At 56.3% G+C, this 26949-nt stretch carries 19 protein-coding genes and 2 pseudogenes; 9 read left to right on the top strand and 12 right to left on the bottom strand.

Annotated elements, in window-relative coordinates; all coding sequences use genetic code 11:
* Window positions 1-117: 117 nt before the first annotated feature.
* From HYPMC_RS08100 to HYPMC_RS08090, 3 genes are all read right to left on the bottom strand, one after another.
* A complete protein-coding gene (locus HYPMC_RS08100) occupies window positions 118-1035 on the bottom strand; it encodes an MBL fold metallo-hydrolase (RefSeq protein WP_013947388.1) in 918 nt (305 codons plus the stop codon).
* Window positions 1036-1252: 217 nt separating this feature from the next.
* Complete coding sequence (locus HYPMC_RS08095; RefSeq protein WP_024275748.1) at window positions 1253-1696, bottom strand: hypothetical protein; 444 nt, start codon at window positions 1694-1696, stop codon at window positions 1253-1255.
* 56 nt (window positions 1697-1752) lie between these two features.
* Window positions 1753-2505, bottom strand: coding sequence for an SDR family oxidoreductase (locus HYPMC_RS08090; RefSeq protein ID WP_013947386.1), 753 nt, complete (start codon window positions 2503-2505; stop codon window positions 1753-1755).
* A 217-nt stretch (window positions 2506-2722) separates the two neighbouring features.
* Here HYPMC_RS08090 and HYPMC_RS08085 point away from each other — a divergent pair, with 217 nt between their 5' ends.
* Window positions 2723-4303 (top strand): winged helix-turn-helix domain-containing protein, encoded by a 1581-nt coding sequence (locus HYPMC_RS08085; RefSeq protein WP_024275747.1) that lies wholly within the window; start codon window positions 2723-2725, stop codon window positions 4301-4303.
* 311 nt (window positions 4304-4614) lie between these two features.
* Here HYPMC_RS08085 and HYPMC_RS08080 read toward each other — a convergent pair whose 3' ends face one another.
* The gene (locus tag HYPMC_RS08080) at window positions 4615-5988 is read right to left on the bottom strand and encodes a HAMP domain-containing sensor histidine kinase (protein ID WP_013947384.1); all 1374 of its coding nucleotides are present in this window, start codon (window positions 5986-5988) and stop codon (window positions 4615-4617) included.
* Window positions 5989-5994: 6 nt separating this feature from the next.
* The gene (locus tag HYPMC_RS08075) at window positions 5995-6648 is read right to left on the bottom strand and encodes a response regulator transcription factor (protein WP_024275746.1); all 654 of its coding nucleotides are present in this window, start codon (window positions 6646-6648) and stop codon (window positions 5995-5997) included.
* Window positions 6649-6801: 153 nt separating this feature from the next.
* On the opposite strand from HYPMC_RS08075, the gene HYPMC_RS08070 reads away from it, so the two are divergent.
* The 6 genes from HYPMC_RS08070 to HYPMC_RS08050 all read left to right on the top strand — a co-directional run bounded on the left by HYPMC_RS08070 (window position 6802) and on the right by HYPMC_RS08050 (window position 13656).
* On the top strand, window positions 6802-7857 hold the full coding sequence (locus HYPMC_RS08070; protein WP_013947382.1) for an efflux RND transporter periplasmic adaptor subunit: 1056 nt from the start codon (window positions 6802-6804) through the stop codon (window positions 7855-7857).
* Window positions 7858-7861: 4 nt separating this feature from the next.
* A complete protein-coding gene (locus HYPMC_RS08065; RefSeq protein ID WP_013947381.1) occupies window positions 7862-11026 on the top strand; it encodes an efflux RND transporter permease subunit in 3165 nt (1054 codons plus the stop codon).
* Entirely contained in the window at window positions 11026-11316 is a 291-nt protein-coding gene (locus HYPMC_RS08060; RefSeq protein WP_024275745.1) for a DUF3240 family protein, read from the top strand. Before HYPMC_RS08065 ends, HYPMC_RS08060 begins: the two co-directional genes overlap by 1 nt.
* A complete protein-coding gene (locus HYPMC_RS23635; RefSeq protein WP_013947379.1) occupies window positions 11313-11537 on the top strand; it encodes a hypothetical protein in 225 nt (74 codons plus the stop codon). Before HYPMC_RS08060 ends, HYPMC_RS23635 begins: the two co-directional genes overlap by 4 nt.
* A 425-nt stretch (window positions 11538-11962) precedes the next feature.
* Window positions 11963-13315: a ferric reductase-like transmembrane domain-containing protein gene (locus tag HYPMC_RS08055; RefSeq protein WP_024275744.1), complete on the top strand. Its 1353-nt coding sequence runs from the start codon at window positions 11963-11965 to the stop codon at window positions 13313-13315.
* Between the two features lie 98 nt (window positions 13316-13413).
* Window positions 13414-13656 carry a hypothetical protein gene (locus HYPMC_RS08050; protein ID WP_013947377.1) on the top strand — a complete coding sequence of 81 codons (243 nt, stop codon included), beginning with the start codon at window positions 13414-13416 and terminating at the stop codon, window positions 13654-13656.
* A 359-nt stretch (window positions 13657-14015) separates the two neighbouring features.
* On the opposite strand, the gene HYPMC_RS08045 is transcribed toward HYPMC_RS08050, so the two are convergent.
* The 7 genes and pseudogenes from HYPMC_RS08045 to HYPMC_RS24995 form a co-directional block, all read right to left on the bottom strand.
* Window positions 14016-17153, bottom strand: coding sequence for an efflux RND transporter permease subunit (locus HYPMC_RS08045; RefSeq protein WP_013947376.1), 3138 nt, complete (start codon window positions 17151-17153; stop codon window positions 14016-14018).
* 3 nt (window positions 17154-17156) lie between these two features.
* The gene (locus tag HYPMC_RS08040) at window positions 17157-18323 is read right to left on the bottom strand and encodes an efflux RND transporter periplasmic adaptor subunit (protein WP_013947375.1); all 1167 of its coding nucleotides are present in this window, start codon (window positions 18321-18323) and stop codon (window positions 17157-17159) included.
* A gap of 9 nt (window positions 18324-18332) precedes the next feature.
* Window positions 18333-19376 carry a patatin-like phospholipase family protein gene (locus tag HYPMC_RS08035; RefSeq protein ID WP_244421001.1) on the bottom strand — a complete coding sequence of 348 codons (1044 nt, stop codon included), beginning with the start codon at window positions 19374-19376 and terminating at the stop codon, window positions 18333-18335.
* Between the two features lie 243 nt (window positions 19377-19619).
* Window positions 19620-20243, bottom strand: a complete 624-nt coding sequence (locus tag HYPMC_RS08030; protein ID WP_041299884.1) for a TetR/AcrR family transcriptional regulator — start codon at window positions 20241-20243, stop codon at window positions 19620-19622.
* Between the two features lie 361 nt (window positions 20244-20604).
* The gene (locus tag HYPMC_RS08025; RefSeq protein WP_013947372.1) at window positions 20605-21006 is read right to left on the bottom strand and encodes an SET domain-containing protein; all 402 of its coding nucleotides are present in this window, start codon (window positions 21004-21006) and stop codon (window positions 20605-20607) included.
* A gap of 241 nt (window positions 21007-21247) precedes the next feature.
* A pseudogene (locus tag HYPMC_RS25000) lies at window positions 21248-21484 on the bottom strand (helix-turn-helix domain-containing protein); the annotation flags it as partial.
* A gap of 165 nt (window positions 21485-21649) precedes the next feature.
* Window positions 21650-22222, bottom strand: a pseudogene (locus tag HYPMC_RS24995) (AraC family transcriptional regulator); the annotation flags it as partial.
* A gap of 240 nt (window positions 22223-22462) precedes the next feature.
* Here HYPMC_RS24995 and HYPMC_RS08015 point away from each other — a divergent pair.
* On the top strand, window positions 22463-25099 hold the full coding sequence (locus HYPMC_RS08015) for an arylsulfatase (protein WP_013947370.1): 2637 nt from the start codon (window positions 22463-22465) through the stop codon (window positions 25097-25099).
* Window positions 25100-25732: 633 nt separating this feature from the next.
* Entirely contained in the window at window positions 25733-26581 is an 849-nt protein-coding gene (locus HYPMC_RS23185) for a hypothetical protein (RefSeq protein WP_013947369.1), read from the top strand.
* Window positions 26582-26949: the final 368 nt, after the last annotated feature.

Below are 26949 nucleotides of genomic sequence, written 5' to 3'. Positions count from 1 at the left end.
GAAAGAAGCAGACTGGCGGCTGCTTCCCAGGTCGGTCGGCTGCACGGAGGGAACCGCAACCGATCAGCCAGTTCATCTAATGAACACGGACTCGTTCGGCTCTAGCCTGACAAGCCATCAGTAATCCCAGAAGAGCGGTACCCATCGAAAGGCATCACCATCTACCGCCACCCGGCCAACGGACGGAAAGGGAAGATGAGTGGCCACCAGCATTGCGCCGGTCTCTGCCAGCTCCCGCAGAAGACGGATGCGGACGCGGGCTGCTTCCTCTGGGTCGTGCTCGAACCCGTTGTGCCAGTCTGGGTGCTCGAACCCAACCGCGAACATGGCGTCGCCAGCAAACATCAGCCGATCGCCGCCAGATGCCAAGCGAACCACGCTGTGTCCGGGAGTGTGGCCGCCAGTGCGATAAATAATTACTCCCGGCGCCACCTCTTGCTCCTCATCGAACTGCTGTAGCTGACCGCTGTACTCTTGCACAAACCGTTGGGCAGCCACCCGAAGCGCGTCCGGAAAACCCGGAGGCATCGCGGTACGAGAGAAATCAGGCGACTTCCAGAACGCAACCTCGGCGGCAGCAACATGGATCCGCAGGTCAGGACGCAGCCGGTCCTTCACTCCGTCCACAAGCAGTCCCCCGACGTGGTCCATGTGCATGTGGGTCAGTACCACATCGGTCACGGTCGAAAGATCGATGCCGGCGGCTTCCAGTCGCTTGATCAGTTGCCCTGCGCGAGGCAGGTGCAAGTCCGGATCGGATCCTAAACCCGCGTCGATGAGGATCGTCCTTCCTCCGCTGCGGACCACAACCGCGTTCAGCGCCCAGTCGAAAGCATCTGGCGGCAGGAACATGTCTTTCAGCCAGTCAGCCCTGTCTGCTGCCGCGACGTTGGGTCCCAACATTGCCGTCGGTAGCGGGAGCACTCCATCGCTGATGACAAGCACATCAATGTCGCCGACACGCACAGCGTAACGCGAGGGAACAAGCTCTTCGGAAATCCGATTACCGGGTTGCAGTGGATTGTGCAGATTCATGTTGGTCTCCTGAAAGAAATGTGACGTCTTTCGTGAAATGTCAGGCGATGATGAAAGACAAAAGTCCGCTGTTCACGAGATCCGCGTGCGCCGTGTACATGCTGCGCGGCAACTTCTCGTAGATTTGAAGCGTGCTTCACTGGAGCAGTTTCGGCGATAGCGGAGCAGGATGACGGCACGTGCAGTCGTTCAATCGCGAGACCTTCAGCGCGTCGCGCTAGAGTTTGCTGATCGCCTGACCGCCTTTGGCTCCTAAGACGCGTTTCGAACACTTCTCGGTCATCGCCCAGGTGGTGATTGAAAGGCCGAGGACCGCCGGCAGGGTCACCGCAGGAAAGTCCCTAGGAATGACGGAAGCTGAGCAGATGCCAACCGCAACTTCCCAGAAGTGAAAGAGTGCGTGCCCGGCGAGCCAGAGTGACGGCGCAGCCCAAAAGACGATCCGGAGATCGGCTCGCGCAACACCGAGAAGAAACGCGCCGCCGATGAAAACGAAGATCAGTCCGATGTCCCGCACGAAGTGCTGGTTGAAGGGCCCGGTCGTCGTGACGCCTGGCACGGCGAAATACCAATTCTCCGGCGCAACAAGCATGAAGATGCCGTTCGCTATCGCGACAACGCCGAGGGCGACGGCAACGGCAAGAGAAAGGATTTTCAGCATATCGATTTGATTTCTATGCGTTGAATGAGACGGAGACAACAACGGAGGGATAACGTTCATGCTGCAGACCGCTGCGCCAACCAATCCACAAAGCGGACCTGTCCGAGGATCGCGTTGTCGTCGGCCGTCAAGGATTTGTCGTTGAGCTCGGTTCCAAAATAACGAGCATGGACGTCGGCAATCACCCGCCGGCGATCGCCCGTCGCGGAGAGATAGAGACGGCCGATTTCATCGAGTGGGACCTTTTCCGGCCCTGCCACCTCGACGATACCGTTCGCCGGCTTTCCGACAGTAAGATCAGCCAGTGCCCGCGCCACGTCGTCCGAGGCGATGGGTTGCAGAAACGCCGGCGACAAATGAACGTCGTTATCCTTAGTCGCCGATTGGGCGATGGCAGCGACGAATTCGAAGAATTGCGTGGACCGCAATATCGTGAACGGAATTTTGGAGGCCCTGATTAGCGCCTCCTGTGCAACTTTGGCGCGAAGATAACCGCTTTCAGGAAGGCGGTCAGCACCGACGACCGACAACGCCACGTGATGCTCAACTCCGGCCGCAGCCTCGGCGGCGAGAAGATTGCGTCCCGACGTTTCAAAGAATTCAAGAACAGCCTTGTCTTCGAACGACGGCGAATTGGCGACGTCGACGACAACTTGTGCGCCAGACAATGCCCCGGCAAGTCCTTCTCGCGTGATGGTATTAACGCCTGTGTTGGGCGATGCCGCGATGGTTTCGTGTCCTTTTTCCAGAAGATGACGAATAAGCTTCGTCCCGATGAGCCCACTTCCGCCGATGACCACGATTTTCATAAAGGCTCTCCAAATCAAGCGCAGCGCATCCGTCGCTGTCTTTGCGGAGAATGCCGGAACGCGGCCACGACGACTTTGCCGGCACCTTGAAAAAGGCTTGAGTTTCTCTTGAAAATCCGTCCAAGCTCGACTTTGAAGGCAATGCGCCCATTTTCGCAGACCGTGCGTATCAGAGCGTGCGGGAGTTCGCGTTGTGCGGCTTGGATGGAGCGCTTACGTGCATTTTCTTTTCAGAGATTGCGTGCTCGATCCGGAGCGGCGGGAATTGACGCGGGCATCGCAAGCCATTGCCCTCGGCCCGCAAGTCTTCGATCTCCTGCTTTTTCTTCTCCGCAACCGTGATCGCGTCGTGAGCAAGGACGACTTGCTCGATACCGTCTGGGCCGGGCGAATTGTTTCGGAATCGACGCTCACCAGCCATATTAATGCCGTCCGCAGGGCAATCGGCGATACCGGAAGCGCTCAGCAGCTCGTGAAGACGATCCCGCGCAAGGGATTTCGCTTTATCGGCGATGTAAGGGAAGCCAAGCCGCCGAACGGCTCTACAGCTGCTTCAGCGGATTTTCCGATCGGCTTTCCGCCCTCCGAACTTTCTAATCTCGGCAAACCTTCGATTGCCGTTTTGCCCTTTCAAAGTCTGTGCGGTGACCCCGAACAAGCGTATTTCGCAGACGGCGTCGTCGAAGAGATCATCACGGCCCTGTCGCGCGTGCGTTGGCTGTTCGTGATCGCTCGCAACTCAAGTTTCATTTATCGAGACTGCGCTTTCGATGTTAAGCAAATCGGGAGAGAACTCGGCGTTGGCTATGTACTTGAAGGCAGCATGCGTAAGGCGGCCGACCGCATTCGCATCACCGGCCAGCTCATAGATGCAACGACCGGATCACAACTCTGGGCAGAGCGTTTTGAAGGAACGCTCGACGATATATTCCAGCTTCAGGATCGCATCGCGGCCGGCGTCGCCGGAGCAATCGGCCCGCACGTCGAACTTGCTGAAATCGAACGCGCGAAACGCAAGCCGACGGCCAGCCTCAATGCCTACGATTTATATTTGCGCGGCCTTGCCCATGTGCATCGCGGAACGCGAGAATCAATTGAACTGGCCCTTCCACTCTTCGGAAAAAGCATTGAACTCGACCCCGATTATGCGGCCGCGTATGCAATGGCGGGCTGGTGCTATTTTTGGCGCAAGATCAATGGTTGGTGTGCGGATCGCGATACGGAAATTGCAGAGGGAACGCGACTAGCACATCGGGCTGTCGAATTGGGACGCGACGATGCTATCGCCATAACACGCGGCGCCCATGCCTTGGCCCATCTTGCAGGCGATCTGAACGCTGGGATTGCCCTCCTCGACCGCGCGGTCTTTCTCAATCCCAATCTTGCCTCGGCTTGGTTTCTCGGCGGCTTCCTGAGAACCTGGCACGGTGAAAGCGAGAGCGCCATCGCGCATTTCGAGCGCGCCATGCGGCTCAGTCCATTGGATCCCGAACTCTATCGTATGCAGGCGGGAATCGGCATGGCGCATCTCTTTGCGGGACGTATTGAGGAAGCGTCTCGCTGGGCGGAATTGTCCTACAGAAACTTGCCGAGTTTTCTTATGGTGATCGGGCTCATCGCGGCGACGAGAGCGCTTTCCGGACGGGTGGGCGAAGCCCAACAGGCAATGGCTCAGCTTCGGGAGCTGGATCCATCGCTCCGCATTTCAAATTTAAAGGATTGGTTATCCATTCGCCGCCAGCAAGACGTCGACGTCTTCTCAGAGGGCCTGCGCATTGCGGGGCTGCCAGAGATCTAAATCTCACGAGCGCCGAGCGTCGCGTCCCACATTGGACAGTAAGATCGGCTCCCACAGTCGCGAAAGACCCAAAGCGACTTTGAAACTCCGGTGCAGAAGCGATTGCGCCTATTACGGCTGGCGATGCTCGCAGCTCAGAAACCTGAACTGGAATTGAAAGGACGTCGGTCGTTGACTTTTTTTCCATTCGGCAAATCCGGCTGACTAGACGCCTTAGATGGCAATCTCGTGATAGACATCGCGATCGCCACACACGTTACTGTGCCTAGCTGTTTTCGCCGACGACCGTTCTAAGTCCCTTCCAGAAAGAACTACGTGAGGGGCGCGACATCGACTTGCAACGCGGCTGGAAGCGTCAGAACAACGCCAAGGCCGCCCATGCCTGATTTCTGCAACTTGATATTGCCGCCATAGAGTTCTGCCAAATCGCGGACGATGGAAAGTCCAAGTCCGGAACCGGCCTCACGGGAATCCCATCGTTCACCGATTTCGAAAACAACCTCAAATGCCTCAGGCGGAAGCCCTTTTCCATCATCCTCGACACACAAGCTAAAGCTTTTGTCAGAAGGCCGCCCATCGCAGGAGATGCGAACATGCGAGTTGGCATGTTTGCACGCGTTATCGACGATATTCGCCAACATCTCGTTCAGGTCTTGCGGATCGCAGGAGACCAATAACCCCTTCGAAACGTCGTTCGATATCTCTATGCCGCTCTCCCGGTACAATCGGTCAAGGGCTCTAGCGACTTCTTCTGCAGCCTTGTGAACTTCAGCTACAGTCCCTGGCACCGAACGCAAAGCGACGGCGCGCGCGCGGGCGATCTGATAGTCAATCTGTGTTTGCATCTTGCGGCACTGGGACAGGATTGTCGCCGACGATTGCGGCAGTCCTTGTTCATCAATGCGATAAGCCTCATCCACCAAAACAGCGAGAGGCGTCTTTAATCCGTGCGCCAAGTTACCTGCTTGCGTCCGGGCTCTCTTAATCAACTCTGAGGTTGACACGAGCAATGCATTGAGGTCGTCCACCAGCGGGCGAACTTCCAAAGGGTACGTGCCCTCAAGCTTTTTGGCAGCACCGGTTCGCACATTCGCAAGAGCCGTTCGTAATGCATCCAGCGGCTTCATTGCGTACAAGATCAGAAGCGCGGCGCCAAGGATCATCGAAAGTCCAAACACCGCAAGCGACCACGACAGGATGCCGCGAAATCGGGATACGACGTCATCGACATGTCGCTGATCCGTCCCGACAACAAAGCGTATCGGACGAGCGCCGGGCGATATTGAGACAGCCCTTTCCGCAATAAGGACAGTTCCAGACGGCCCCACGACAGCGCTGGTCCGCGTTCCAAGGTCTGCCGCATCATTCGCTGGAATTAAAAGCTGTTTGCCATTGAGAGAGGCAGACCTTGCAAGAACATCACCTGCTTTCGTGATTTCCCAATAGTAACCGGACATCGGGATATCGTAGCGAACATCGCTTAGGCCGCGCTTGAGTTGTGGCGCCCCGGTGAGTTTGAAGTCCGTCAAATGGACAAGTTCGTCGAGGTGCTCATAGATTTCCAAATAAACCTGATTGGTCACATGGCGTTTGAAGACGCCCGAGAGCACGAAGCCCGCCGCAATCATGCCAATGGCAATCCAAAGCGTCGCAGCAACGATCAGCCGGCGTTTCAAACTGGTCATGCCGTTTCAATCCATCCGGTAGCCAAGCCCGCGCAACGTCGTAATGACGTTCGGACCGAGCTTCCGCCTCAAGCGGCTGACGTATACCTCGATGGTGTTCGACTCCCGAGTATCCTCCAGAGCATAGAGATGGTCGATGAGCTCGGCCTGCGATACGACGCGGCCGATGCGGTGCATGAAATAAGTGAGCATCTTGAGTTCGCTCGCTGTCAATTCGACAGGTTCACCATCGAGCAGGACGCGGCTTGAAGCCGTATCGAGCGAGAGGCCGCCATGGACTATGACCGGGCTTGCAATTCCCGAGGCCCGGCGGACCAACGCCTTGAGCCGTGCCGCGACCTCTGGGATGTGGAAGGGCTTCGTGATGTAATCATCCGCCCCTGCGTTAAGACCGTCGACTTTCTCGGCCCATGTCCCACGTGCCGTGAGAATCAAGATAGGCATCTTGCAATCGCTCGCACGCCAGCGCTTGAGAACGTCGAGACCCTGCATCTGCGGAAGGCCGAGATCGAGTATTGCCGCAGCATACTCATCTTCGATCCCCATGGCGTAGCCATCGCTGCCGTTGTCGGCGCGCTCGACGGTAAATCCCGATCGCCCAAGTCCTGTCACGAGGCGGTCGGCGATCTCGTCATCATCTTCGACTAGCAAAATGCGAATGGGCTTCTCCTGCACATTGCAGAAAAATTAGCACAGTCAGCCTGAAACGAACCTGAAAAAGTGTCGTCAGGTTTGCTGCAGGTTCAATTCAGCTTCTTTTCAGCTCGGCACCGCATGTCTCCGCGCACGGCATCGCCGTGAAAGGATTCATCGATGGACCGAAGAACAGTCCTCTCCCAGATATTTGCATTTATTGCACTTATATCGCCGGTAAGCGTCTACGCAAAGGACGTCCGAATTACCGAAGAGCAGATCCGAAATCTCAATATCCATGTCGAGCCTGCCCAGCCGGCAAGCAGGGAGACGATAGCTATTCTGCCAGGCACCGTCGTTCCTCCTCTGAATTCCCGTCTCGTTGCGGCAGCGCCATTCGCGGGAACGACTACACAGGTGCACGTGCTTCCGGGTCAGCGCGTGAGGAAGGGCGATCCACTGATCACGGTTTCCAGTCGTGAGCTACTTGATGCCCAAAGCCAGCTCGCGCAATCTGAAGCCGAATTGCAAACAGCCGAAGCTATCGCACGTCGAAGGCGCGCGCTCGCCGACAAGAATTTCCAGAATCCAACGTTGGCGGATGAAGCCGAAGCACAAGTGGCGAAAGTACGCGCCGTCCTTGACCAGCATAGGCGCGCGACGGCGCTGAACGGAATAATCACTCGCGAGAACGGACAGTACACCATTCCTGCGCCAGCAGACGGTACGGTTGCCGAGACGCTCGTCATGCCTGGTGAAAAAGTCGAGGCGATGGCCGGAGTCGCGACCATCGATACAAGCGACGAGTTGTGGGTGCAGGTCCAAGTGCCCGTGGACATCATCGCGCTCGTGAAGCCCGGTGATATCGTACAGATAGCCAACGGGCCCGAGGGCCGGGTGGTTTCCGTAGGAGGCTCTCTCGATCGCACCACGCGTTCGGCTGTGATGTTCGCGGCGATTCCGGCCAACTCTCACCTCTTCGCCGGCCAGATTGTTTCGGTAGCTATTCAACGCTCAACCGTCACGGGAGCCGTGAACGTTCCGGCTTCGGCTGTTGTCCGGATAGGTGAACAGGCAGCGGTATTCGTCCGCAGCCAAGGCGGGTTCGCAGTCGTTCCGGTGCGATTGCGCGGCAAATCCTCGAGCATCGCCACGATCTCGGGTTCGATCACAAGCGACGCCCAGGTAGCGGCAAGCGGGCTGCCCCAGCTCGAACGTCTTTCGGCCGGGAACTAAAAGAATGCTTCGCCGTCTTATTGAGTTCTCTCTCACGCAAAGAGCCTTCACTTTGTTGGTGTTCGGCCTCGTCGCCGCGGCGGGAGGCTACGCGTTTCGAACGATCCCAATCGATGCTTTCCCGAACATCTCGCCGGTTCAGGTGAAGATGATTCTCAAAGCGCCCGGCATGACGCCGGAAGAAGTCGAGACACGTGTCATCACGCCGATCGAGATGGAACTGCTGGGAATTCCAGGACAGGTCGTTTTGCGATCTGCCGCGAAATACGCCATCGCAGATATCACCCTCGATTTCGCGGACGGGACGGACATCTACTGGGCACGCCAGCAGGTCGCGGAACGCTTGGCGGGAATTCGCGGCGACTTGCCAACGGACGTCACAGGCGGCCTCGCACCAGTCTCAACCCCGCTCTCGGACGTCTTCATGTTCACCATCGAAGGTGGCGACCTATCGCTCGAACAGCGGCGAAGCCTGCTCGATTGGACGATACGTCCGGCGCTTCGGACAATTCCCGGCGTTGCTGACGTCAATGCACTCGGCGGCCTAGTCCGAACGTTCGAAGTCATACCCAATCACGCAGCTTTGGCGGCTTCCGGTCTCGGCGTCTCGGATATTGCTCAGGCCATAGAAGCGAACAATCGCAACGACGGTGCGGGGAGATTGAGCGAAGGCGAGAAAGCGCTTGTCGTACGCGTCCAGGGGGCCGTCCAAACCCCTAAAGATCTTGAGGCGATCATTCTCAAACGCGACGGCAACCGCGTGTTGCGCCTCCGCGATGTCGCGAAAGTCGAGGTAGGCAGCCTGACACGTTACGGTGCCGTGACCGAAGATGGAAAAGGCGAAGCTGTTGAAGGCTTGGTTTTATCGCTGCGCGGCGCTGACGCCAGCGCCATTGTCAAATCCGTCCGGCAACGACTAGCTGATCTCGGCCCCAGCCTGCCCAAAGGGGTGCGGATCAACGTTTTCTATGACCGCTCCGATCTGATTTCCAGCGCGGTTGGCACCGTCAAGAAAGCTCTGATCGAAGCTACAGTGCTCGTGGTGGTTCTGCTTGTTGCCTTCTTGGGCAGCTTCCGCGCGGCTCTCGTCGTCGCAATCACCCTGCCGTTCGCAGCTCTTATGACTTTTGTCATGATGCAGCTGTTTGGCATGTCCGCAAATCTGATGAGCCTCGGCGGCCTGGCGATCGCCATCGGCTTAATCGTGGATGCAGCAGTCGTCGTTGTCGAAAACACAGTCGAGCATTTGCAGCACAACAGAGAACCGGCAAGCGTTCCGAAGCTGCATACGGTCTATCGGGCGGCGATCGAAGTTGCAGTGCCCGTCGCGGCCGGAATTCTGATTATCTGCCTCGTCTTCTTGCCGCTGCTGTCACTACAGGGACTTGAGGGCAAACTCTTCGGGCCAGTGGCGCTGACAATCATTTTCGCGCTGAGCAGCTCCCTCATCCTGTCATTGACCCTGATCCCGGTTCTTTGCTCGTTGGCACTGAAAGCCGGATCCCATTCCGAGCCGCTACTCATGCGGCTTTTAAATCGAGGCTATCGCGCGTTGCTGGCCGCCTGCCTCGCCTTCCCGCTGCCGGTCTATCTGATCGCGGCGGCGGGCGTAGGTCTTATCGGAATTGCTTACAGCGCGATCGGAAAATCATTCATGCCGACCATGGATGAGGGAGCGGTGATCATGCAGATCACGAAGCATCCCTCCATCAATCTCAAGGCCAGCATTGAAGGCGACCTTCAGATCCAGCGCGTCCTCAAGGAGAAAGTCCCCGAGATCGAACGCATCGTCGCGCGTGTGGGCTCGGACGAACTGGGCCTCGACCCCATGGGGCTCAATGAGACCGATACGTTCATGGTCTTCAAGCCGAAGAGCGAATGGCGAGTTCCCGACAAGTCTTGGCTGCTCAAACAGCTCCGCGAGGCGATGGTGAACGTACCAGGCTACGAATTCGCGTTTACGCAGCCGATCGAAATGCGAACCAACGAGATGCTGACGGGTGCACGCGGCGACCTCGCCATCAAGATTTTTGGTCCAGACCTGAAAACACTGTCCGATCTTGCTGGTAAAATTCAAGAGACGTTGAGCAAGGTCCCCGGCGCCGCAGAAGTCTCTACGGTCGCAAACGATACTGTTGACTATCTGAAAATCAATGTCGACCGGCTCCTAGCGGGTAGTGCGGGGCTTTCGGCAACGAAGCTGCAAGATGAACTCCGCTCGACACTCGAGGGGACTTCCGCAGGGATCGTCGCGGAGCCCGGGCGCAGAACAAACATCATCATACGTGGCGAACGGGAGGTTCGCGATGCTCCCGAGATCTTCGCCGCAACGCAGCTCGCGACTGGAGACGGCGGCCTCATTCGTGTCGGCGATGTTGCAAAGCTTGAGCGCGTTGCTGGACCAGTCAAAATCGATCGCGAAAACGCATCAAGGTTTGCCGTTGTTCAGGCTTATGTCACTGGCCGCGATCTCGTTGGATTCGTCGATGATGCACAACGGGCGGTCGCAGCCCAGGTACAGTTTCCCCAAGGATATTATCTCGTCTGGGGCGGTCAGTTCGAAAATCAGCGGCGCGCCGCCGCCCGTCTGACGATCGTCGTTCCGATAGCCCTAGGGCTCATCTTCGGTGTGCTCTTCGCAACTCTGCGCTCGCTTCGCCAATCGCTCCTTATCCTCGCCAACGTGCCGTTTGCTCTCGTCGGCGGTGTCCTTGCGCTCTGGGTTTCTGGTCAATACCTGTCCGTGCCTGCTTCGGTCGGCTTCATCGCCCTTCTCGGCATAGCCGTTCTGAATGGTTTGGTCCTCGTCACCCATTTCAATGAGCTGCTGGCAGCCGGCGCGAGCATTGGCGAGGCCGTATATGAAGGCGCGCTTCGGCGGCTTAGGCCGGTGATGATGACGGCCAGTATTGCCGCATTTGGGCTCGTCCCACTGCTGTTTGCGAATGGGCCGGGCTCTGAGATCCAGAAGCCGCTCGCGATCGTCGTCATCGGCGGCCTAGCAACATCGACGGCGCTGACTCTCATTTTGCTGCCGATCCTCTTTCAACGTTTCGGAGTAGCCGGAACACGCTCCACCAATCTCACCGGACAGCTCTCATGGACAAATCCCTTTGCAAACTCACGCTCGTCTGCCCGCCCGATGCCATCGACAACATCATCGAACTAATGCTTTCGCGCGATCCGCCCATGCCCGGCTTCACGACATGGGAAGCTGAGGGACATAGCTTTGGTTTCACCGGCACGACAGTGAATGAGCGCGTGCGCGGCCGTGTCAAAAGACATCTCATAAGCGCCGTTCTCGAGCGTGCCGAGGCCGACGATATTCTGGAAGCCATCGCACAACGAATGCCCATTTTTCACATGCTCTTTTGGATTGAACCCGTTGAGCGCTTTGCCCGGCTCCAGCCGCTTGCATCAGCCAACGAGGCTATCCCTAACAAAGGGAGCAAGCGATGAGCGTCAGCTTTTTTACCGAAACCATCCTGACCCTTGTCGGGCCAGCCCTTTTCGTCGGCGGCGTCTGGGCTCTGGCGGTGTGGGCGCTCAATCTGCCGGACGCGCAAACGCGTCGATTTCATCATTTCCTTTCTCCGCACCGCAGGATTTCGACACCCCCCTCTGATCGATCTTCCGCGCCTGAATCCAAATGCAATGTTGCTAAACTAAAGGGACATTAAATATGCGCAGTATCCCTGCTCTACAGTTATTTGCGATAACCGCCTGTCTTTGCTTCGCCAATGGCAGATTTGACATGGCAAGAGCTTCAATTGTCGAAACGCTGACGGAAAGGACAACTTCCGAAAAGTTCACTCGGCTTGCAGATGCTCGAAGCTATCGCCACTGCCACAACATCCACACGCGTGTTTACTGCCACAAGGGCGACAGGCTACCTGTGAATTGGCCCCCGCTTTCCGATACGCCGCGCCAAGACCGAATAGGTTCCTCAAACTCGATCGAATTTCCCGCGGCCGTAAAGCAAATGCGAGTGTTGAAATGAGTGAACAGGCAGAACCACGTAAATCGATTGCGTGAATGAAAAACCGCAGCAGCATTGACAGGTGTCAAGCACCGCTTGCAGAAATGCTTTCATACTTTCGGCACCATGCGCACAATCAAATACACATTTTGGATCTTCCTCACGGCGCTGACGGCGTTGTGGATACTCGCCGAGCCCGCGGCATTCACAACGAAAGACTTCTTCGGCCTCCGCTCCCTGATGATGCAATACACGGGCGTTCTCGCCGTCGGATGCATGAGCGTAGCCATGATGCTCTCGCTCCGTCCGCGATGGGTTGAGCCATGGCTCGGCGGTCTCGATAAAATGTACCGTCTCCACAAATGGCTCGGTATTGGCGCATTGGTTCTCGCCATATCACATTGGTTGTGGGCAAAGGGTCCCAAATGGGCCGTAGGCTTCGGACTTCTTGAACGACCTGTCCGCGGGCCACGACCTCCGGCGGCCAACCAAATCGAACAGATTCTTTTAACACTTCGCCATAACGCCGAGGAACTCGGGGAATGGGCTTTCTATGCGGCAGTGATTCTCATCGCCATCGCCCTAATCCGCAGCATCCCTTACCGTTTCTTCTATCAGACTCACAAACTCCTTGCTCTCGCATTTCTGGTGCTCGCGTTCCATTCCGCCGTACTTATCAAATTCTCTTACTGGTCTTCTCCAATCGGTATTGTCGCGGCATTATTGATTGTTGGCGGTGTTTGGTCAGCTGTCATCGTTCTTCTAAGGCGCATCGGGGTCGGGCGACAGGCGAAGGGCCGCATCGCGTCTCTTGAGTATTATCCCGGAGTTCGGGTTCTTGAGACCGAGATCGATGTCCCTTCTGGGTGGGCAGGCCATAAACCAGGCCAATTCGCTTTCGTTGTATCGGATCCCTCTGAGGGCGCGCACCCATACACAATCGCGTCCGCATGGAATGATGCGAACCATCATATCAATTTTATCGTCAAAGAGCTTGGCGATCACACGCGACGGATCAAAGACAAGCTTGTCGTAGGGCAGGAGGTGAGAATTGAAGGTCCATATGGATGCTTTACTTTCGACGACACCTGCCCGCACCAGATCTGGATCGGCGCAGGTATCGGCATCACACCCTTTATCGCGCGAATGAAATACCTCGCCAAATTGCGCGCCGATGGCCACGCGCCTTCACCTCAAAATATCGATCTCTTTCATCCCACTGCCGATTACGATCAGGTAGCGGAGCGCAAGCTGAGAGCGGATGCTGAGGCTGCCGGCGTGCGCCTGCATTTTCTTGTCGACGCGCGCCACGGACGTCTTAACGCCGACCGCATCCGTGCGGAAGTTCCCGGATGGGCAGCTGCGAGCATCTGGTTTTGTGGACCTGTCGGATTTGGAGAAGTCTTGCGCCGGGATTTTGCAGATCATCAATTCCCGGTCGAGAAGCGGTTCCACCAAGAACTCTTTACGATGCGTTAGGCATCAAATTCCGGAAGAACAAACTAAACAGTTTCTTTCTCTCGATCAAAAGCACCAACGCTCTCGTTGCATTTCGCTCAGGATTTAAAGCGTAACAAATGCTGTCACAAGAAATTTCAAAAGCTGCGAGGGAAATCGCGCAGGCGCTAAAGCTCATCGCCTTCACCAACCCAGCCTACGTCGTTCTTTCATCCGAAGATGGAGAGCATTTAGAGCAGCTCATAGGTAAAGCAGCCGGCTTCACTAATTTATATGGCGACCGGTATATCTATCGAGTTACCACAATCTCTGGCGTAGAATTTCGCTGGATTTCCAGACACGCAAAAATAATTAAGTCCTGACGAGTTGCAAGGAAAGAGCGCACGTTTGCAATTTCGACTGGGGATTTCGCCTTAGGAACGATCGTTATTATTACTTCCATGGTACGCACTGGCGATCGCGTACAAAATGGCCTGGGACGTCGGTGTCTGTGTATCAACGAACAACACCAATCCCGCTGTGGCGTGACCAAAGTGCAAAAGAAGCAACGACGGCGGTGATATTCTCACCGCCGTCGACCTAGCGGTCTTTGGTGTTTTCAGAGCACGCGGACCAGAGTGTCCCACCTGCAGTCATCGCCCGATGAAAAAGATTAGCATCCGTCATCGTGCTGAACTTAAATGTCGTCCCTCTCCCGATCAACGGAAGACCGTCAAGATGGTTATGGCTTCTGTGCGGATTCCACAACGGAACTCCTACTTCGCTTGACGCGCTCGCGGATTGTTTGAAAGAGCACATAAAGCATCGGAATGAGAAAAATGCCGACGATGCTTGCCCCGAGCATTCCTGCAAACACGGGAGTTCCGACATCGCGACGACTGATCATCGCGGCCCCCGTCGCGATAACGAGCGGATAAAGACCGAGGATGAACGCGATCGACGTCATCATAACGGCACGAAATCTCATCTGGGCTCCCAGCACCGCCGCGTCCTCGATGGTGTCGCCGTGCTCGCGACGCTCTTTGGCGAACTCGACAATGAGAATGCCATTTTTCGCGGCAAGTGCGATTAGGACGACGAGGCCGATTTGCGCATAAACGTCGAGGGACAAGCCCGCGATCTTGATGCCGAGGAAGGCACCGAGTACGCCAACCGTGACTGACAACAATACCGGCACAGGAATCATCCAACTCTCATAAAGCGCGACCAGGAACAGAAAAGCGAACAGCACCGCAAGCGCCAAGACAATCGCTGTCTGCCCCTGCGCTTGGTGCTCCTGATACGCTGTCCCGGTCCACTCGAAACTATAGCCTGGCGGCAACGTCTTGGCGGAAACCTCCGTCATTGCCTCGAGCGCAGTGCCGGAAGCTACGCCCGGCGCCGGCGAGCCATTGATGGTGGTCGACCTGTAGTTGTTGTAACGACCTATGGTCTGTGGACCGAGAACTGTCGAAATGTTTGCAACTGAGCGCAGCGGTACCATCTGCCCTGTTTTATTGCGAACAAAGATCTTCCAGATAGCTCCGATATTGCTGCGATCGGCAATTTCGCCCTGCAGATTGACCTGCCAGACCCGGCCGAAGAGATTGAAGTCGTTGATATAGGTACCCCCCAATGTCGACTGCAGTGCGGAAAAGATGTCGCTGATCTCCAGGCCAAGGGCCTGCGCCTTATCGCGATCGATATTCAAATAGATCGATGGATTGGATGCCGTGAAGGTCGAGAACACGCGCTGCAATCGCGGATCCTGGTTTGCCGCAGCGATCAGACCTTGCATCACGTTGCCCATGGTTGCGGGATCAGCGCCTTCGAGATTTTCGAGCTGATATTCGAAGCCACCGCTCGTCGACAACCCGATGATGGGCGGGACGTTGAATGCAAAGATTTGAGCGCTGCTTATTTGCTGCGCGGCCATCGTCACTTCGCCAATCAATGTCTGCGCTGAATCCTTTGCTGTCTTGCGGTCGGCGAAGGGTTTGAGACGAGCGACCATAAATGCTGAGTTTGGCTGTGCCCCGCTGTCCAGCAAGGAGAAACCAACAATTGCGAGACTATCTTGAACCTGGGGATAGCGCTTGAGAATCGCTTCAGTCTGCTCGACGACTTCCGTGGTTCGATTGACCGAGGCTCCATCCGGTAGCTGGATCATAATGAAGAAGGCCCCCTGGTCTTCCTCTGGCACAAATCCTGTCGGCGTTTCTTTAGCCACGAAGAAGACGGCGGCTGCAGCCGCAGCCACTGCTGCAAGGCTCAAAATCGAAACGCGCACAAGGCGACGAACGACGGCCGTATAGCCATCGCGGACGTGATCGATGCTGCGCAGTACATAAGCCATTGGGCCGCGCTTCTCCGAGCGTCGGAGCACGATGGCGCAGAGCGCTGGAGATAGCGTCAAAGCATTGAGCGCCGATATAACCATGGCGGCGGAGATCGTGACGGCAAACTGTCGGAAGAGTTCTCCGGTCAGTCCCGGAATGAAGGCGATGGGCACAAATACCGACAGCAAAACAAGCGTGATGGCAATCACCGGCGCTGTGATCTGCGCCATCGCTTTCTTCGTCGCTTCGGCTGGCGAAAGCTCAGGCTCTTCCTCCATCACGCGTTCCACATTCTCAACCACCACAATCGCGTCGTCGACGACGATGCCGATAGCAAGCACCATTGCGAGAAGCGAAACGGTGTTGGCCGAATAGCCGAGCGCCAGCATAACGGCAAACGCACCAATCAGACTGACGGGAACAGCAATCGCCGGAATGATGGTCGCGCGGGCACTTCCAAGAAACAGGTAGACGACGAGAATGACCAGCACGAATGCTTCGCCGATTGTGCGGATGACTTCATCTATCGTGTCGCTTACAAACTCGGACGTGTCATAGACCACGCGCGTCTTAAGGCCCTCAGGAAAGCTCTTCGACATATCTTCTAGCGCTGCCGTGACGCGGGCCGCCGTTTGAACGGAATTGGCGCCAGGAGACAGATAGATTGCGATTGCCACCGCGGGCTTGCCGTTCAATCGCGAACCGACATCGAGGTTCTGCGCTCCAAGCTCGGTCCGAGCAACGTCGCGAACGCGCAAGACCGACCCATCCGGATTCGCGCGGACGACGATATTGCCAAATTGCTCCGGCGTTTCGAGACGTCCTTGGGTCTGCACATTCATCTGGAACTGCTGATCATCCAAAGCCGGCTGAGCACCGATCCGCCCGACAGGTGCCTGAACGTTCTGTGCTTCGATGGCCGATACGATATCGGATGGTTGCAAACCGAGGTTCGTCAGACGCTGCGTGTCGAACCAAATGCGCATTGAGTAATTTTGCGTGCTGAAAAGGCTCGCTTGCCCGACGCCTTCGATCCGCTTCAAGCGATCGAGAACATTGATCGTGGCGTAGTTGGTGATAAAGAGCGGATCCTGTTTACCGCTTTCGGAATAGAGAAATATGAATTGAAGAATAGCCGATGACTGCTTCTGCGCGGTGATGCCTTGCTTTTGAACCTCTTGCGGCAGACGCGACAGCGCAGCTTGCACGCGATTGTTGACGTTCACCGTATCTATGTCCGGGTCTGTCCCGAGCGCGAATGACACCGTCAGATTATAGCTGCCGTCGTTGCCGCTGTTCGACTTCATGTAAAGCATCTTGTCGACGCCGACGATCTGGGATTCGAGCGGCTGGGCGACGGCGGCTTCGACAACGCTGGCGGAGGCACCCGGATAGGTCGTCGAAACTTGCACCTGAGGCGGCACAAGGTCGGGGAACTGCGCGACGGGAATACGCGATATTGCAAGCGCGCCCGCTATCGTGATGACAATGGCGATGACGATCGCCAGCCGAGGCCGGTCGACAAAGATTGCTGAGAACATGGCTTATTGACCATTCGCTTTGATTGGATCGGGCCCGGCAGGCTGCGGGGCGACTTTGAGATTGGGGCGAACGCGCTGGATGCCTTCGGTTACGACCTTTTCCCCTTCACTCAGTCCGGCAGAAATCATCGCGACGGCGGCCGTCGACTGGCCAAGTTGAATTCGTCGCTGGGTTACGACATTGTCAGCGCTGATAACGTAAACGTAATCGCCCTGCTGATCGGACAAGACCGCTGACCTTGGAATTGCCAGAGCGACGACCGGCTCGACGCCCTCGACGAGAGCAGTGACGAATTCTCCATCAATCAACGGGCGAAGCGATTCATTTCCAGACTTGCGAAGCGGATTGGGAATGGTTCCCCGTACCGTGACGGTGTCCGTATTGGTTGCGACCGAAGGATCGACGTAATCAAGCTTTCCTTTTTCAGCGTAGAGAGTGCCGTCCGGTAGTCGGATACGAAGAACAACCGCGTCGAAGCCTCCCTTTGGTGCGTACATTCGTCCGAGCTCGAGCAGCGTCGGCGATGGGACCGGAAACGTCACATACATTGGGTCTTGGCTGACGATGGTGGTCAGCGTGCCCGAAGTCGGTCCCACGATATTTCCGACCGTGACAGCGATGCGTCCAACCTTACCGTCGATTGGTGATCGGATGGTGGTATAGCCGAGGTTGATCTCAGCCGTCTTTTGCTGCGCTTGGGCGCCGAGCATCTGCGCTTCATAAGATTGCTGCTGTGCGAGCGCACTATCGACGCTCGATTGCTGGCCCGCAGGGCTGGACAAAAGTTTTTTATAGCGCTCCGTGGTCAAAACGGCGTTGCGAAGGAGCGCACGGAATTGATCGACAGATGCCTTCGCGCTTTCAACGGCCGCTTCATAGGGCGGCTTTTCTAGCTGATAAAGAATGTCTCCCTTCTTGACTTCTGTGCCCTCCTTGAACGGCGCTTCCTCAAGTTCCGCAGAGACACGCGCGACGACATTTACCTTATTGACGGCTTCGATGCGCCCGATGAACTCCTGGATCTGCGTGACCGGCTTCTTTTCAGCAACGACATAGCCGACGACCGGCGGACCACCCGGGACCTGGGCAAATACAGGGGAAGCGAGAAAAAAGACGAAGCTTGCCGCCGCAAATTGCTTGGCAAACCTCAATGCTATTGCTGACGTCATTCGTGGTCCTCAATTGTTCGTAGACACAGCTAAATCTCGAGCTTTTGTCTGGGAGATGGGTTGTTCTTCAAGACCCGGCGGTGCCTTCATCCATTTAAAACCGAGGCGTCCCGCGCGATAACCGACATCATAGAGCGCTCGCATGTACTTTTGATCGAACGGCGCCGGACTTTTCATTTCGAAGTTTGCGGGGATAGCTGCGAGATTGAAGTCCATGTGATCGCGTTTGGCGGTCGCATAGATGCGGTAGAGATCGCCGAGGCCTTCGTTCTTGATGAGCGTTGAGATCGAGCGCCCCGTAATGGATAGCGTGTTCGCCTCCACGGGTTGCCACTCGGGACTTATCTTGCCATTTCGGATGATGAAAACCCGTCTGGCCAATGGCTTTGATCCTTGTCCGGCACTTCTGAGCGACAAAGAAGGCGGCACCACAAACACCTGCTGGGTCACGCCACCATCGACATGCATCTCGTCATACGTCCTGCCGTCCGCACGGACTTGAATGTGCACAGGGGGAAAGACGCCGGGAATAGAGGCGGAGGCCAATAAGACATTCCGAAACAGACCAAGAGCTTCAGGACTATCACTCATCGCAATGCGTCCCATGTCCCAAAGCACTGGACGCTGCGCATCGAGGTTCGTTGTTCCGACCAAGAGGATGCGCCCCTTAGCCCGCTCACGGGCGACTTCACGCAGGAATTCCTTGTCGACATATCTGGCGATAAGACGCGCAAGAGGAGAACTGTCAGCTAAAGCCGGGCCCCCAACCAACCCGGATATGACGTTTTTCGTGAAGATGTCCTGTTGCGTATACTTGGTGAAAATATCTTGGAGCTCAGCATCCTTCCGCCGTCCAAGAAATACGAACGGAGCGATCAGCGCCCCTGCGCTCACACCTGTGACGAGATCGAAATCGGGCCTCGTGCCAGCATCACTCCAGCCAACCAAAAGTCCTGCTCCGAATGCACCATCGTCGGCACCGCCCGATATAGCAGCGATATTGATGACAGGACGTTCGCCCTGACGCGTGCGCGATTGCATGAGGGCTTGCATTTTGGGAGCCTCCGCCCGCACCAGCTGCCGCAGAGATTCCTCAGACGCATCTCCCCAAATGCGAACACCTTCCATTCCACTTAGATGAGCTTCGTCGACTAGCGTCTCTGGAACGGTGATGCGAGGAAGCGTCGCTGCGCAACCAGCATTGAGAAAAGCAAGAAGCATCGCGGCCAAAAGCAACGTAGCGTGCACTACGAACCTGCTCCGGTCACCTTTGCTCTCCCCCCTCGAAAACATCGCCTACCTCAGTCGCAATGATCTTCGAGCCGTCTTTGGAACTCTGGATGGCAGGACCACGCCCCGTGTCCCATACGCCTTCAAGAACACGTCGACACCGGCCTTTGCCCGCCGCCGCATCTCTTGGGAAGAGAGGTGGGATTCGACCCCGAAAAGCGCTTTGAGTTCCGTATCCCGACCGACCAGTGCCATAAACTGACCAGCAGCGAGGAAGGGATCGGCCAATTCAAGATTGCCGCTTTGTGCCTGCTCGCGAAGATATAGCGCCACCGTCTCCTGCGCTCGGAGCGCACCAGCCTCGTAAACGGAAGGACCGAAGTCTGGAAACCGCGTGGTCTCGGTGAGCGTCAAGCGATAGAGGCCGACAAATTTAGGCTGGACCAACAGATCAAGAGTGTGCTCGGCAAACGCAATCAGCGTCTCGCGAACGCTCACGCGTCGGCTCGCCTTAGCCAGGGGCGCCAAGAACTCATCTACAAGATTGTCAATAATGGCGCGAAACAGCGCCTCCTTGCTCTCGAACTGATTGTAGATCGTCTGACGCGAGACATCGGCCGCCTCAGCGATGATCTCCATGCTAGCGCCGTCGTACCCATGCGAGACAAAGAGATCTGCCGCTGCGTCCATGATCGCATCGCGTTTGCTTACGTGAATTTTTTGTTTTCTGCGCATCTCGGATCAAACCACCAAACAGACGCATGCTCATTTTTTAGATTGGACTGTAAAGTCCAAAATTGTGGCAAAATAGCGAACCCCTTCCCGCCCGCGCAGGCGCGTTCAATCGGCGCGTCACTTCTTTAATGCGCGAAGGCCATAAAACCTGCGTGCCATCGGCCGCTAGATGCCCTGCATGACATCAGGGCAGTACCGCGCGTACAGCAGGCACGACCCCTCCGACTGGCGGATCGAAAGGCCTTATGGTAAGGATCAGCGCATAGTGGAATTAGTGGAGCCCTCGCCATTCGCGGGTGGCGCGGTTTGCAGAAATTCATAATGGGGAGCACTTGGTGCAGCGGCAGCTTCCCGCCAAATGCATCTCAAAATATTCCTCGCCGTAATCGTAAGAAAGCTCTTCGCCGGGCGCGATGTCGCGGAGGGCAAAGACATACACGCGACGCTTGTGGATATCGACCTCACAATTCGGCGCGCAGGAGTGGTTGATAAAGCGAGCTGTATTCGCCGGTATGTTCCCGTCAATCATGCTCCTCTCGCTCGTCCAGAAAAGGTACTTTCCGCGATTCTCTTTCATCTGTTTGGCGGTGGCAGGGCGTCCGAGATATTCGATGACGCATGATCCTGCAGGTATGCGTTCGTCAGCGAAAAGACCTCTGCCGCTGAACGACCGGCGGATAGCAAGACGAAAGTGTGCAGGCACGAAGCGTCGCGTCATGGCGGAGGATACCCTGCTCTGTTTTCTGGCAAGCAGCGCCATATTCCGAGCGCGGGAGTAGCATCAAGCAGAAAGTTGATGTGCCGCCTCAACACCTTGCTGGATCGGCATTTCTGGATTCGTCGACTTCGATGGCAACGCAGGCGCCAAGGCCCATGTTCCACCGCGCCGTCCACGGAGGGTGTAGCGGAAGACACTTTTCGGGCCGTTCTGCCGATCAAGCCAGGCTTGTCTGTTTTGGTTAAGCAGGGCACGCGGCTAGTCGCCATTGTTGGGGGCTGACACCGGCCCATTTCCGAAAAGCACGGGAAAAGGCGTTCGCATCCTCATAGCGCAGAGAGGCTGCAATGCCTGTCACTGGACGTTCGGTATTCTTCAGCATCTGTTGCGCAAGTTCGAAGCGGGCCTGCTGGACAAGGTGTTGCAGGTTCTTCCCTTCCGTTGCCAGACGCCTTCGAAGCGTCCGTTCGGGCATGTCAAAAAGACGTGCAACAACATTCGCTGCAGAAGTGCCCCCGAGCACCATTTGAGGAAGTACCTCTTGCACCTTCTCACTCAAACTCAGTCGACCGTTTGCGGCGTTCTCCATAGCCGCCACGAGGATATCATGCAGACTTGGGTCGGCATCCGAGATTGGTCGCTGGAGGTAAAAGGCAGGAAAGACAATTCCTGACACCTCGGCGCCAAAGCGGACAGGCGACTGAAAAATGCGCCGGTAAGGCTCTATATTGCTCGGCCTGCGATACGAGAATTGGACGGTTTGCGGCTTCCACGCGGGACCGCAAAGTTCCTGAAGTATTTTGTAAGCGATAGCAATTGCAGCATCGTATATTTGCGGGATCGCCGGCGTCTCGCTGCGGTAGACCGAATATCCGAGAATAATTTTCGACGGATGGGGTGCCAATAGTACCGGCGCCGCACCTCTATCGTGCACGTGTAGATGAAGCACGAGACTGCGAAGCGCATCGCCGACTGAGGCGGAGTTGCGAAGAAGGCAGCCCAAGGCGCCGAATGATCGAAGATCAAAACGCTCGCCAACTAGAACGCCAAAGTGGCCGCAACCGGTGAGTTCTATGCAGACCTCTAGGAGGCGGCCTATCTCTTCAAGTGGAATGCGGTTATCCGGATTCTGAAAGATCCGTGGATCAATGCCAGCGACAGAGAATGCGCGTTGCGGCTTTACTCCGAACTCCCGCAATACCGCCGGAATAGCCATGATCGGTCCAACGCGGACTTCACCGAGATTGCTCATGGCCAAGTCGCTGGTTGTACGAGGCTTAGGGGAACGGCTGGCAGTCACAACCTTCTGGCGTCTTACGGTTTTCGCGCCGCGCCGGGAATGAGATTGCTTCATGATGAAATGGCCGAATCTGCAAGGTCGAACGCGCAAAGTTCATGATACATAGCTCACGAGGACCACAACCTGAAGCGTGAATTCCAGCGCGGAGACGCAGTTATGAAGCGTAGTTGGTTATTCGCTGCCGTCACTTGCGGGCTTATGGTCGGGCCTACCGCTGCAATGTCCCAAGGGACCACTGGCGTACCCGGATCGCCCGACGCGACGACTACGATCGATGGTAAACGGCTCCCGTCACCGGACCCTCGATTTGGCGGCGTCATCAAGGATGATGCTCTGCAATCGACGCCGTGGTGGGCACCTCGCATCGTACCTCCGAAGAACGCGCCGAACGTCCTGCTGATTATCACAGACGACGCCGGCTTCGGGGTGCCGAGCACTTTTGGTGGCGTCATTCCGACCCCTACGATGGACCGCATTGCACAAGAGGGCCTTCGCTATGATCGGATCTTCTCCACCGCGCTGTGTTCACCGACGCGCGCCGCCCTCATCACTGGGCGCAATCATCACTCGGCAGGTTTCGGCGTCATATCCGAACAGTCGACAGGTTTTCCTGGCTACAACAGCATCATAGGTAAGGATTCGGCGACCATCGGGCGCATTCTGCTCGACAATGGATACGCCACGGCATGGTTCGGCAAGGACCACAATACGCCCGCCTTCGAAGCCAGTCAGGTTGGGCCGTTCGACCAATGGCCGACCGGCCTTGGCTTTGAATACTTTTATGGCTTCGTCGGCGGAGACGCCAACCAGTGGCAGCCGAACCTATTCCGCAACACCACGCAGATTTATCCATTTGAAGGAAAGCCCGGCTGGAATCTGATTACGGGCATGGCGGACGATGCCATCGACTACATGACACGAATTCACCAGACCGATCCCTCCAAGCCGATATTCATCAAGTACGCGCCCGGCGCCACCCACGCACCGCATCATCCGACGAAGGAGTGGGTGGACAAGATTCATGAGATGCACCTGTTCGACGACGGCTACAACAAGCTGCGCGATCGCATCTTCGAAAATCAGAAGAGGCTCGGGTTGGTTCCGAAAGATGCTCAACTGACGCCATGGCCGACTAACGTCTTGAAGCCGTGGGACGAGCTTAGTGACGTCGAAAAGAAACTCTTCATACGCCAGGTCGAAGTCTTCGCCGCCTATGCAGCCTACAACGACCATGAGATCGGTCGGGTGGTGCAGGCATTCGATGATCTCGGTAAACTCGACAACACACTCATCATCTATATCAACGGTGATAACGGCACGAGCGCCGAAGGTGGACCATTGGGAACACCCAACGAGGTCGCCTTCTTCAACGGCCTCAACAAAATCCCTGCTGAAGAACAAATGAAGTTCTATGATGTCTGGGGCACCGAGCAGACGTATAATCACATGTCGGCCGGATGGTCTTGGGCCTTTGACACGCCGTTCGACTGGTTCAAGCAGAATGCTTCGAGACTTGGCGGCATCAATCAAAACATGGTGGTGTCGTGGCCGGCGCGCATAAAGGACAAGGGGGGACTGCGTGAGCAATTCATGCATGTCATAGACGTCGTGCCTACAATTCTTGAGGCGGCCGGCATCCGCGCACCCGAAACGGTTGACGGCATCAAGCAAAAGTCGATTGAAGGAACAAGCTTCCTCTACACTTTTGATGCCAAGAACGCGAACGCGCCGTCGCGACACAAGACGCAGTACTTCGAGATGATGGGGCAGTGGGCGCTCTACGATGATGGCTGGCTGCTCAGCACAAAGGTCAACCGAGCACCTTGGGAGGCCTTTGGCCCTGCCAACCCCGATCCACTGAATAACCAAGTGTTCCAGCTCTATGATCTACATAAGGACTTCAACCAGGCTGACGACATCGCTGCAAAACACCCTGTGAAAGTCGCACAGATGCGTGAGAAGTTTGTCGCGGAAGCAAAGAAATACCAAGTCTTCCCGCTCGACGCCTCGGTGGCCGCGCGCATTGTTGCGCCCCGTCCGAATATCACGGCTGGGCGCACCGAATTTGTTTACACGCGACCGATGACCGGCCTGCCTCAGGGCGATTCTCCGCTGTTGCTCAATACATCCTACACGGTGACTGCCGACATCGACGTTCCGCAAGACGGCGCCGAAGGTATGATTCTAACCTCCGGTGGCCGTTTCGGCGGTTACGGCTTCTATCTGCTCGGCGGCAAACCGGTTTGGTTGTGGAATCTAGTCGACCTCAAACGCCTGAAATGGGAAGGCCCTGATCCGCTCACGCCCGGCAGACATGTGATCGAGTTCGACTTCAAATACGATGGGTTGGGTCCTGGTACGCTGGCATTCAACAATTTCTCCGGCGTAGGCCGCTCCGGCACCGGCATTCTGAAGGTTGACGGCAACGTTGTCGCCAGCCAGACAATGGAGAGAACTTTGCCGATGATCCTTCAATGGGACGAGAGCTTCGATATCGGCTCAGATACCCTGACCGGAGTAAACGACGCCGATTACAAGCCGCCGTTTCCGCTGACTGCCAAACTCAACAAGTTGACGATCAATGTGGATCGACCGCATCTGTCCCCCGACGACATCAAAAAGTTCGAGGCTGCCATGCAAGCTTCCGCAGACGGACCAGTCTCGGAGGATTTGACCTTGGTCCAGAGATTGGAAGAGAAGGTCGACAAATTAAAAGAGTGCCGAAAGCAAGCCGACGCAAAAAAGCTCGAACCACTCGGGCGGATTCAATTCGTGCGAGAATGTTTGCAGTAAATTGAGACCGGCACACGTACCGCAATTGAGATAATAAAATCCGGCTTAGTCAGTAGTGGATACCTCGCATAGAATATCTCGCCCTTGCAAAAAAGGTGCTCCGCTGATCCCCCCGTGCGAGCCTCGAGGAGGCGCTAAGCATTTCCCCCCCTTCTGCTTGGCGCCGCCTCTTGATCACATTTCAACGCGTGTCCGGGCAGAGGTACCCCTGGGCGAGAATAACGAATCTTGGGCGTCCGGCTGTCTTCGCCATCGACAGCCGTCGAACCACATTTTAGGGCCGACCGCATCCTGAGCTGTCGTTGCCCAAGCTTTGAAGCACTTCCAGGAAGGAACGGCTTAAGATGATGGCCGCATGTCTACTTTTGGCACTATCAATTCTCGATGCGAGTTGGAAATTTCGCCAGTGAAAAAGGTTGACCGAGATGCGCGTTCACGGACGGCCACCGGGCCTGAAATCCCTTGGCAGGAGTGCCTAGCGGCCGCCGTGTGTGGATTTCAGATCGCATTCCAGTTCTTTAATGCATGCAGATCGCAGGCATACTGCGGGTTGCAGCAAAAGCATCACAGTCATTGAACCGTAAGCGGAGTATACTCAGTTAATCAAAATTCCTATCTTTCCGTGGGGCAAAAATGAAATGCAGTCACGGCGCGGTCCTGTTCTTCGCAATGGCACTTAGCCCGGTCAGCGCATCCGCAGCGGATTTCGGATCCTCACCGAAGCCCCCTATCGATCCACAGTGGTCTCTGACATTCACCACTTACGGCTGGATACCATGGATGTCGGGAAGCACGACGGTTAAGGGCAAAAATTTCAATGTAGCTGCCGATCCATCCGATATTTTGGGACATCTTGATTGGTCGACGCTGCCCGCTTGGATGAGCTACGCGGAGGCACGGAACGGACCGATCGGCCTTTTCAACGACGTCGTTTACGCATCGGTCGACGGCTCGAAGGGGTTCAATGGGCGACGTGGCGGCCCGCTGCAGGCCGATGTTTCAGCCGATTATACGCAGGTGACAGTCGAATTCGGCGGCGCATATGAAGTTTGGCGCGGGAGAAATCCTGTCGTATCGGGATCGTCCGCTTTCGATCTCTTGGCAGGTGGCAGATATTGGCACCAGGAGGCTGACCTCACGGGGTCGCTCGTGCTCGACCCATTTGTGCGGGAGACAGAGCGGTCAGGCGCGGTCGATTGGGTTGATCCGTTTGTCGGCGCGCGGCTGCGCAACAAACTCGCATCCGGCGACGAACTCGTTGTGCGTGCGGACTTCGGCGGCTTCGGCGTCGGCAGCGACTTTTCTTGGCAGGTTTTGGCAACATACAATTGGCAGATGTGCCTCCTGAGCGGCTATGTGCTTGATGGCTACGTCGGCTATCGCGCGTTGTCGGTGGACTACTCGCAAGGTTCTGGCGGTACGCTCTACAAGTACGATGTTCTTCAACAGGGACCAGTCATAGGATCAACCCTGCATTTCTGAATTCCCGCTCGACAGAAGATGAAGTCCTTTTTTGTCTGCTTCTGGCCGGAAGCGCGGGTAGGCAGATGGCTGCTTTCAAACCATTGAGTCAGAATGCGAACAGCTGAGGGTCAATCGACCGTCGGTCCCAATTGTGGACTCTTGCGGTTCGTTGACAGTAATCAGCCGCGCCATACAGCCACGACCGCTTTCGAATGATCTTTGGACATCGACGGCCACGCCTCACAAAAACGCGTTTGATGTGGCCTGAGTATTCCCCGCGCTCTGTCCGATTGGCACTGTCATATCGATCTATATCGCACATCAACCTTGATGCTGAGATTGCGCACGTCCCTTTCGACGATAGATCGGCACGACCTTGGTCCGGA

Origin of the sequence: Hyphomicrobium sp. MC1, from assembly GCF_000253295.1 — a bacterium.
Taxonomy (GTDB): Bacteria; Pseudomonadota; Alphaproteobacteria; order Rhizobiales; family Hyphomicrobiaceae; genus Hyphomicrobium_B.
Note: the sequence above shows the minus strand (reverse complement) of the source record. Positions and strands in the feature narration are given on the sequence as shown.

Excerpts from the sequence above, each read along its gene's own strand:
- HYPMC_RS08030 (WP_041299884.1), bottom strand. The coding sequence starts at position 20,243 with ATGGACGCAGCGGCAGATCTCTTTGTCTCGCATGGGTACGACGGCGCT.
- HYPMC_RS08100 (WP_013947388.1), bottom strand. The coding sequence starts at position 1,035 with ATGAATCTGCACAATCCACTGCAACCCGGTAATCGGATTTCCGAAGAG.
- HYPMC_RS08095 (WP_024275748.1), bottom strand. The coding sequence starts at position 1,696 with ATGCTGAAAATCCTTTCTCTTGCCGTTGCCGTCGCCCTCGGCGTTGTC.
- HYPMC_RS08040 (WP_013947375.1), bottom strand. The coding sequence starts at position 18,323 with ATGACGTCAGCAATAGCATTGAGGTTTGCCAAGCAATTTGCGGCGGCA.
- HYPMC_RS08070 (WP_013947382.1), top strand. The coding sequence starts at position 6,802 with ATGGACCGAAGAACAGTCCTCTCCCAGATATTTGCATTTATTGCACTT.
- HYPMC_RS08050 (WP_013947377.1), top strand. The coding sequence starts at position 13,414 with ATGCTGTCACAAGAAATTTCAAAAGCTGCGAGGGAAATCGCGCAGGCG.
- HYPMC_RS08065 (WP_013947381.1), top strand. The coding sequence starts at position 7,862 with ATGCTTCGCCGTCTTATTGAGTTCTCTCTCACGCAAAGAGCCTTCACT.
- HYPMC_RS08015 (WP_013947370.1), top strand. The coding sequence starts at position 22,463 with ATGAAGCGTAGTTGGTTATTCGCTGCCGTCACTTGCGGGCTTATGGTC.
- HYPMC_RS08055 (WP_024275744.1), top strand. The coding sequence starts at position 11,963 with ATGCGCACAATCAAATACACATTTTGGATCTTCCTCACGGCGCTGACG.
- HYPMC_RS08025 (WP_013947372.1), bottom strand. The coding sequence starts at position 21,006 with ATGACGCGACGCTTCGTGCCTGCACACTTTCGTCTTGCTATCCGCCGG.
- HYPMC_RS08090 (WP_013947386.1), bottom strand. The coding sequence starts at position 2,505 with ATGAAAATCGTGGTCATCGGCGGAAGTGGGCTCATCGGGACGAAGCTT.
- HYPMC_RS23185 (WP_013947369.1), top strand. The coding sequence starts at position 25,733 with ATGAAATGCAGTCACGGCGCGGTCCTGTTCTTCGCAATGGCACTTAGC.
- HYPMC_RS08045 (WP_013947376.1), bottom strand. The coding sequence starts at position 17,153 with ATGTTCTCAGCAATCTTTGTCGACCGGCCTCGGCTGGCGATCGTCATC.
- HYPMC_RS08060 (WP_024275745.1), top strand. The coding sequence starts at position 11,026 with ATGCTTTCGCGCGATCCGCCCATGCCCGGCTTCACGACATGGGAAGCT.
- HYPMC_RS23635 (WP_013947379.1), top strand. The coding sequence starts at position 11,313 with ATGAGCGTCAGCTTTTTTACCGAAACCATCCTGACCCTTGTCGGGCCA.
- HYPMC_RS08035 (WP_244421001.1), bottom strand. The coding sequence starts at position 19,376 with ATGCAAGCCCTCATGCAATCGCGCACGCGTCAGGGCGAACGTCCTGTC.
- HYPMC_RS08080 (WP_013947384.1), bottom strand. The coding sequence starts at position 5,988 with ATGACCAGTTTGAAACGCCGGCTGATCGTTGCTGCGACGCTTTGGATT.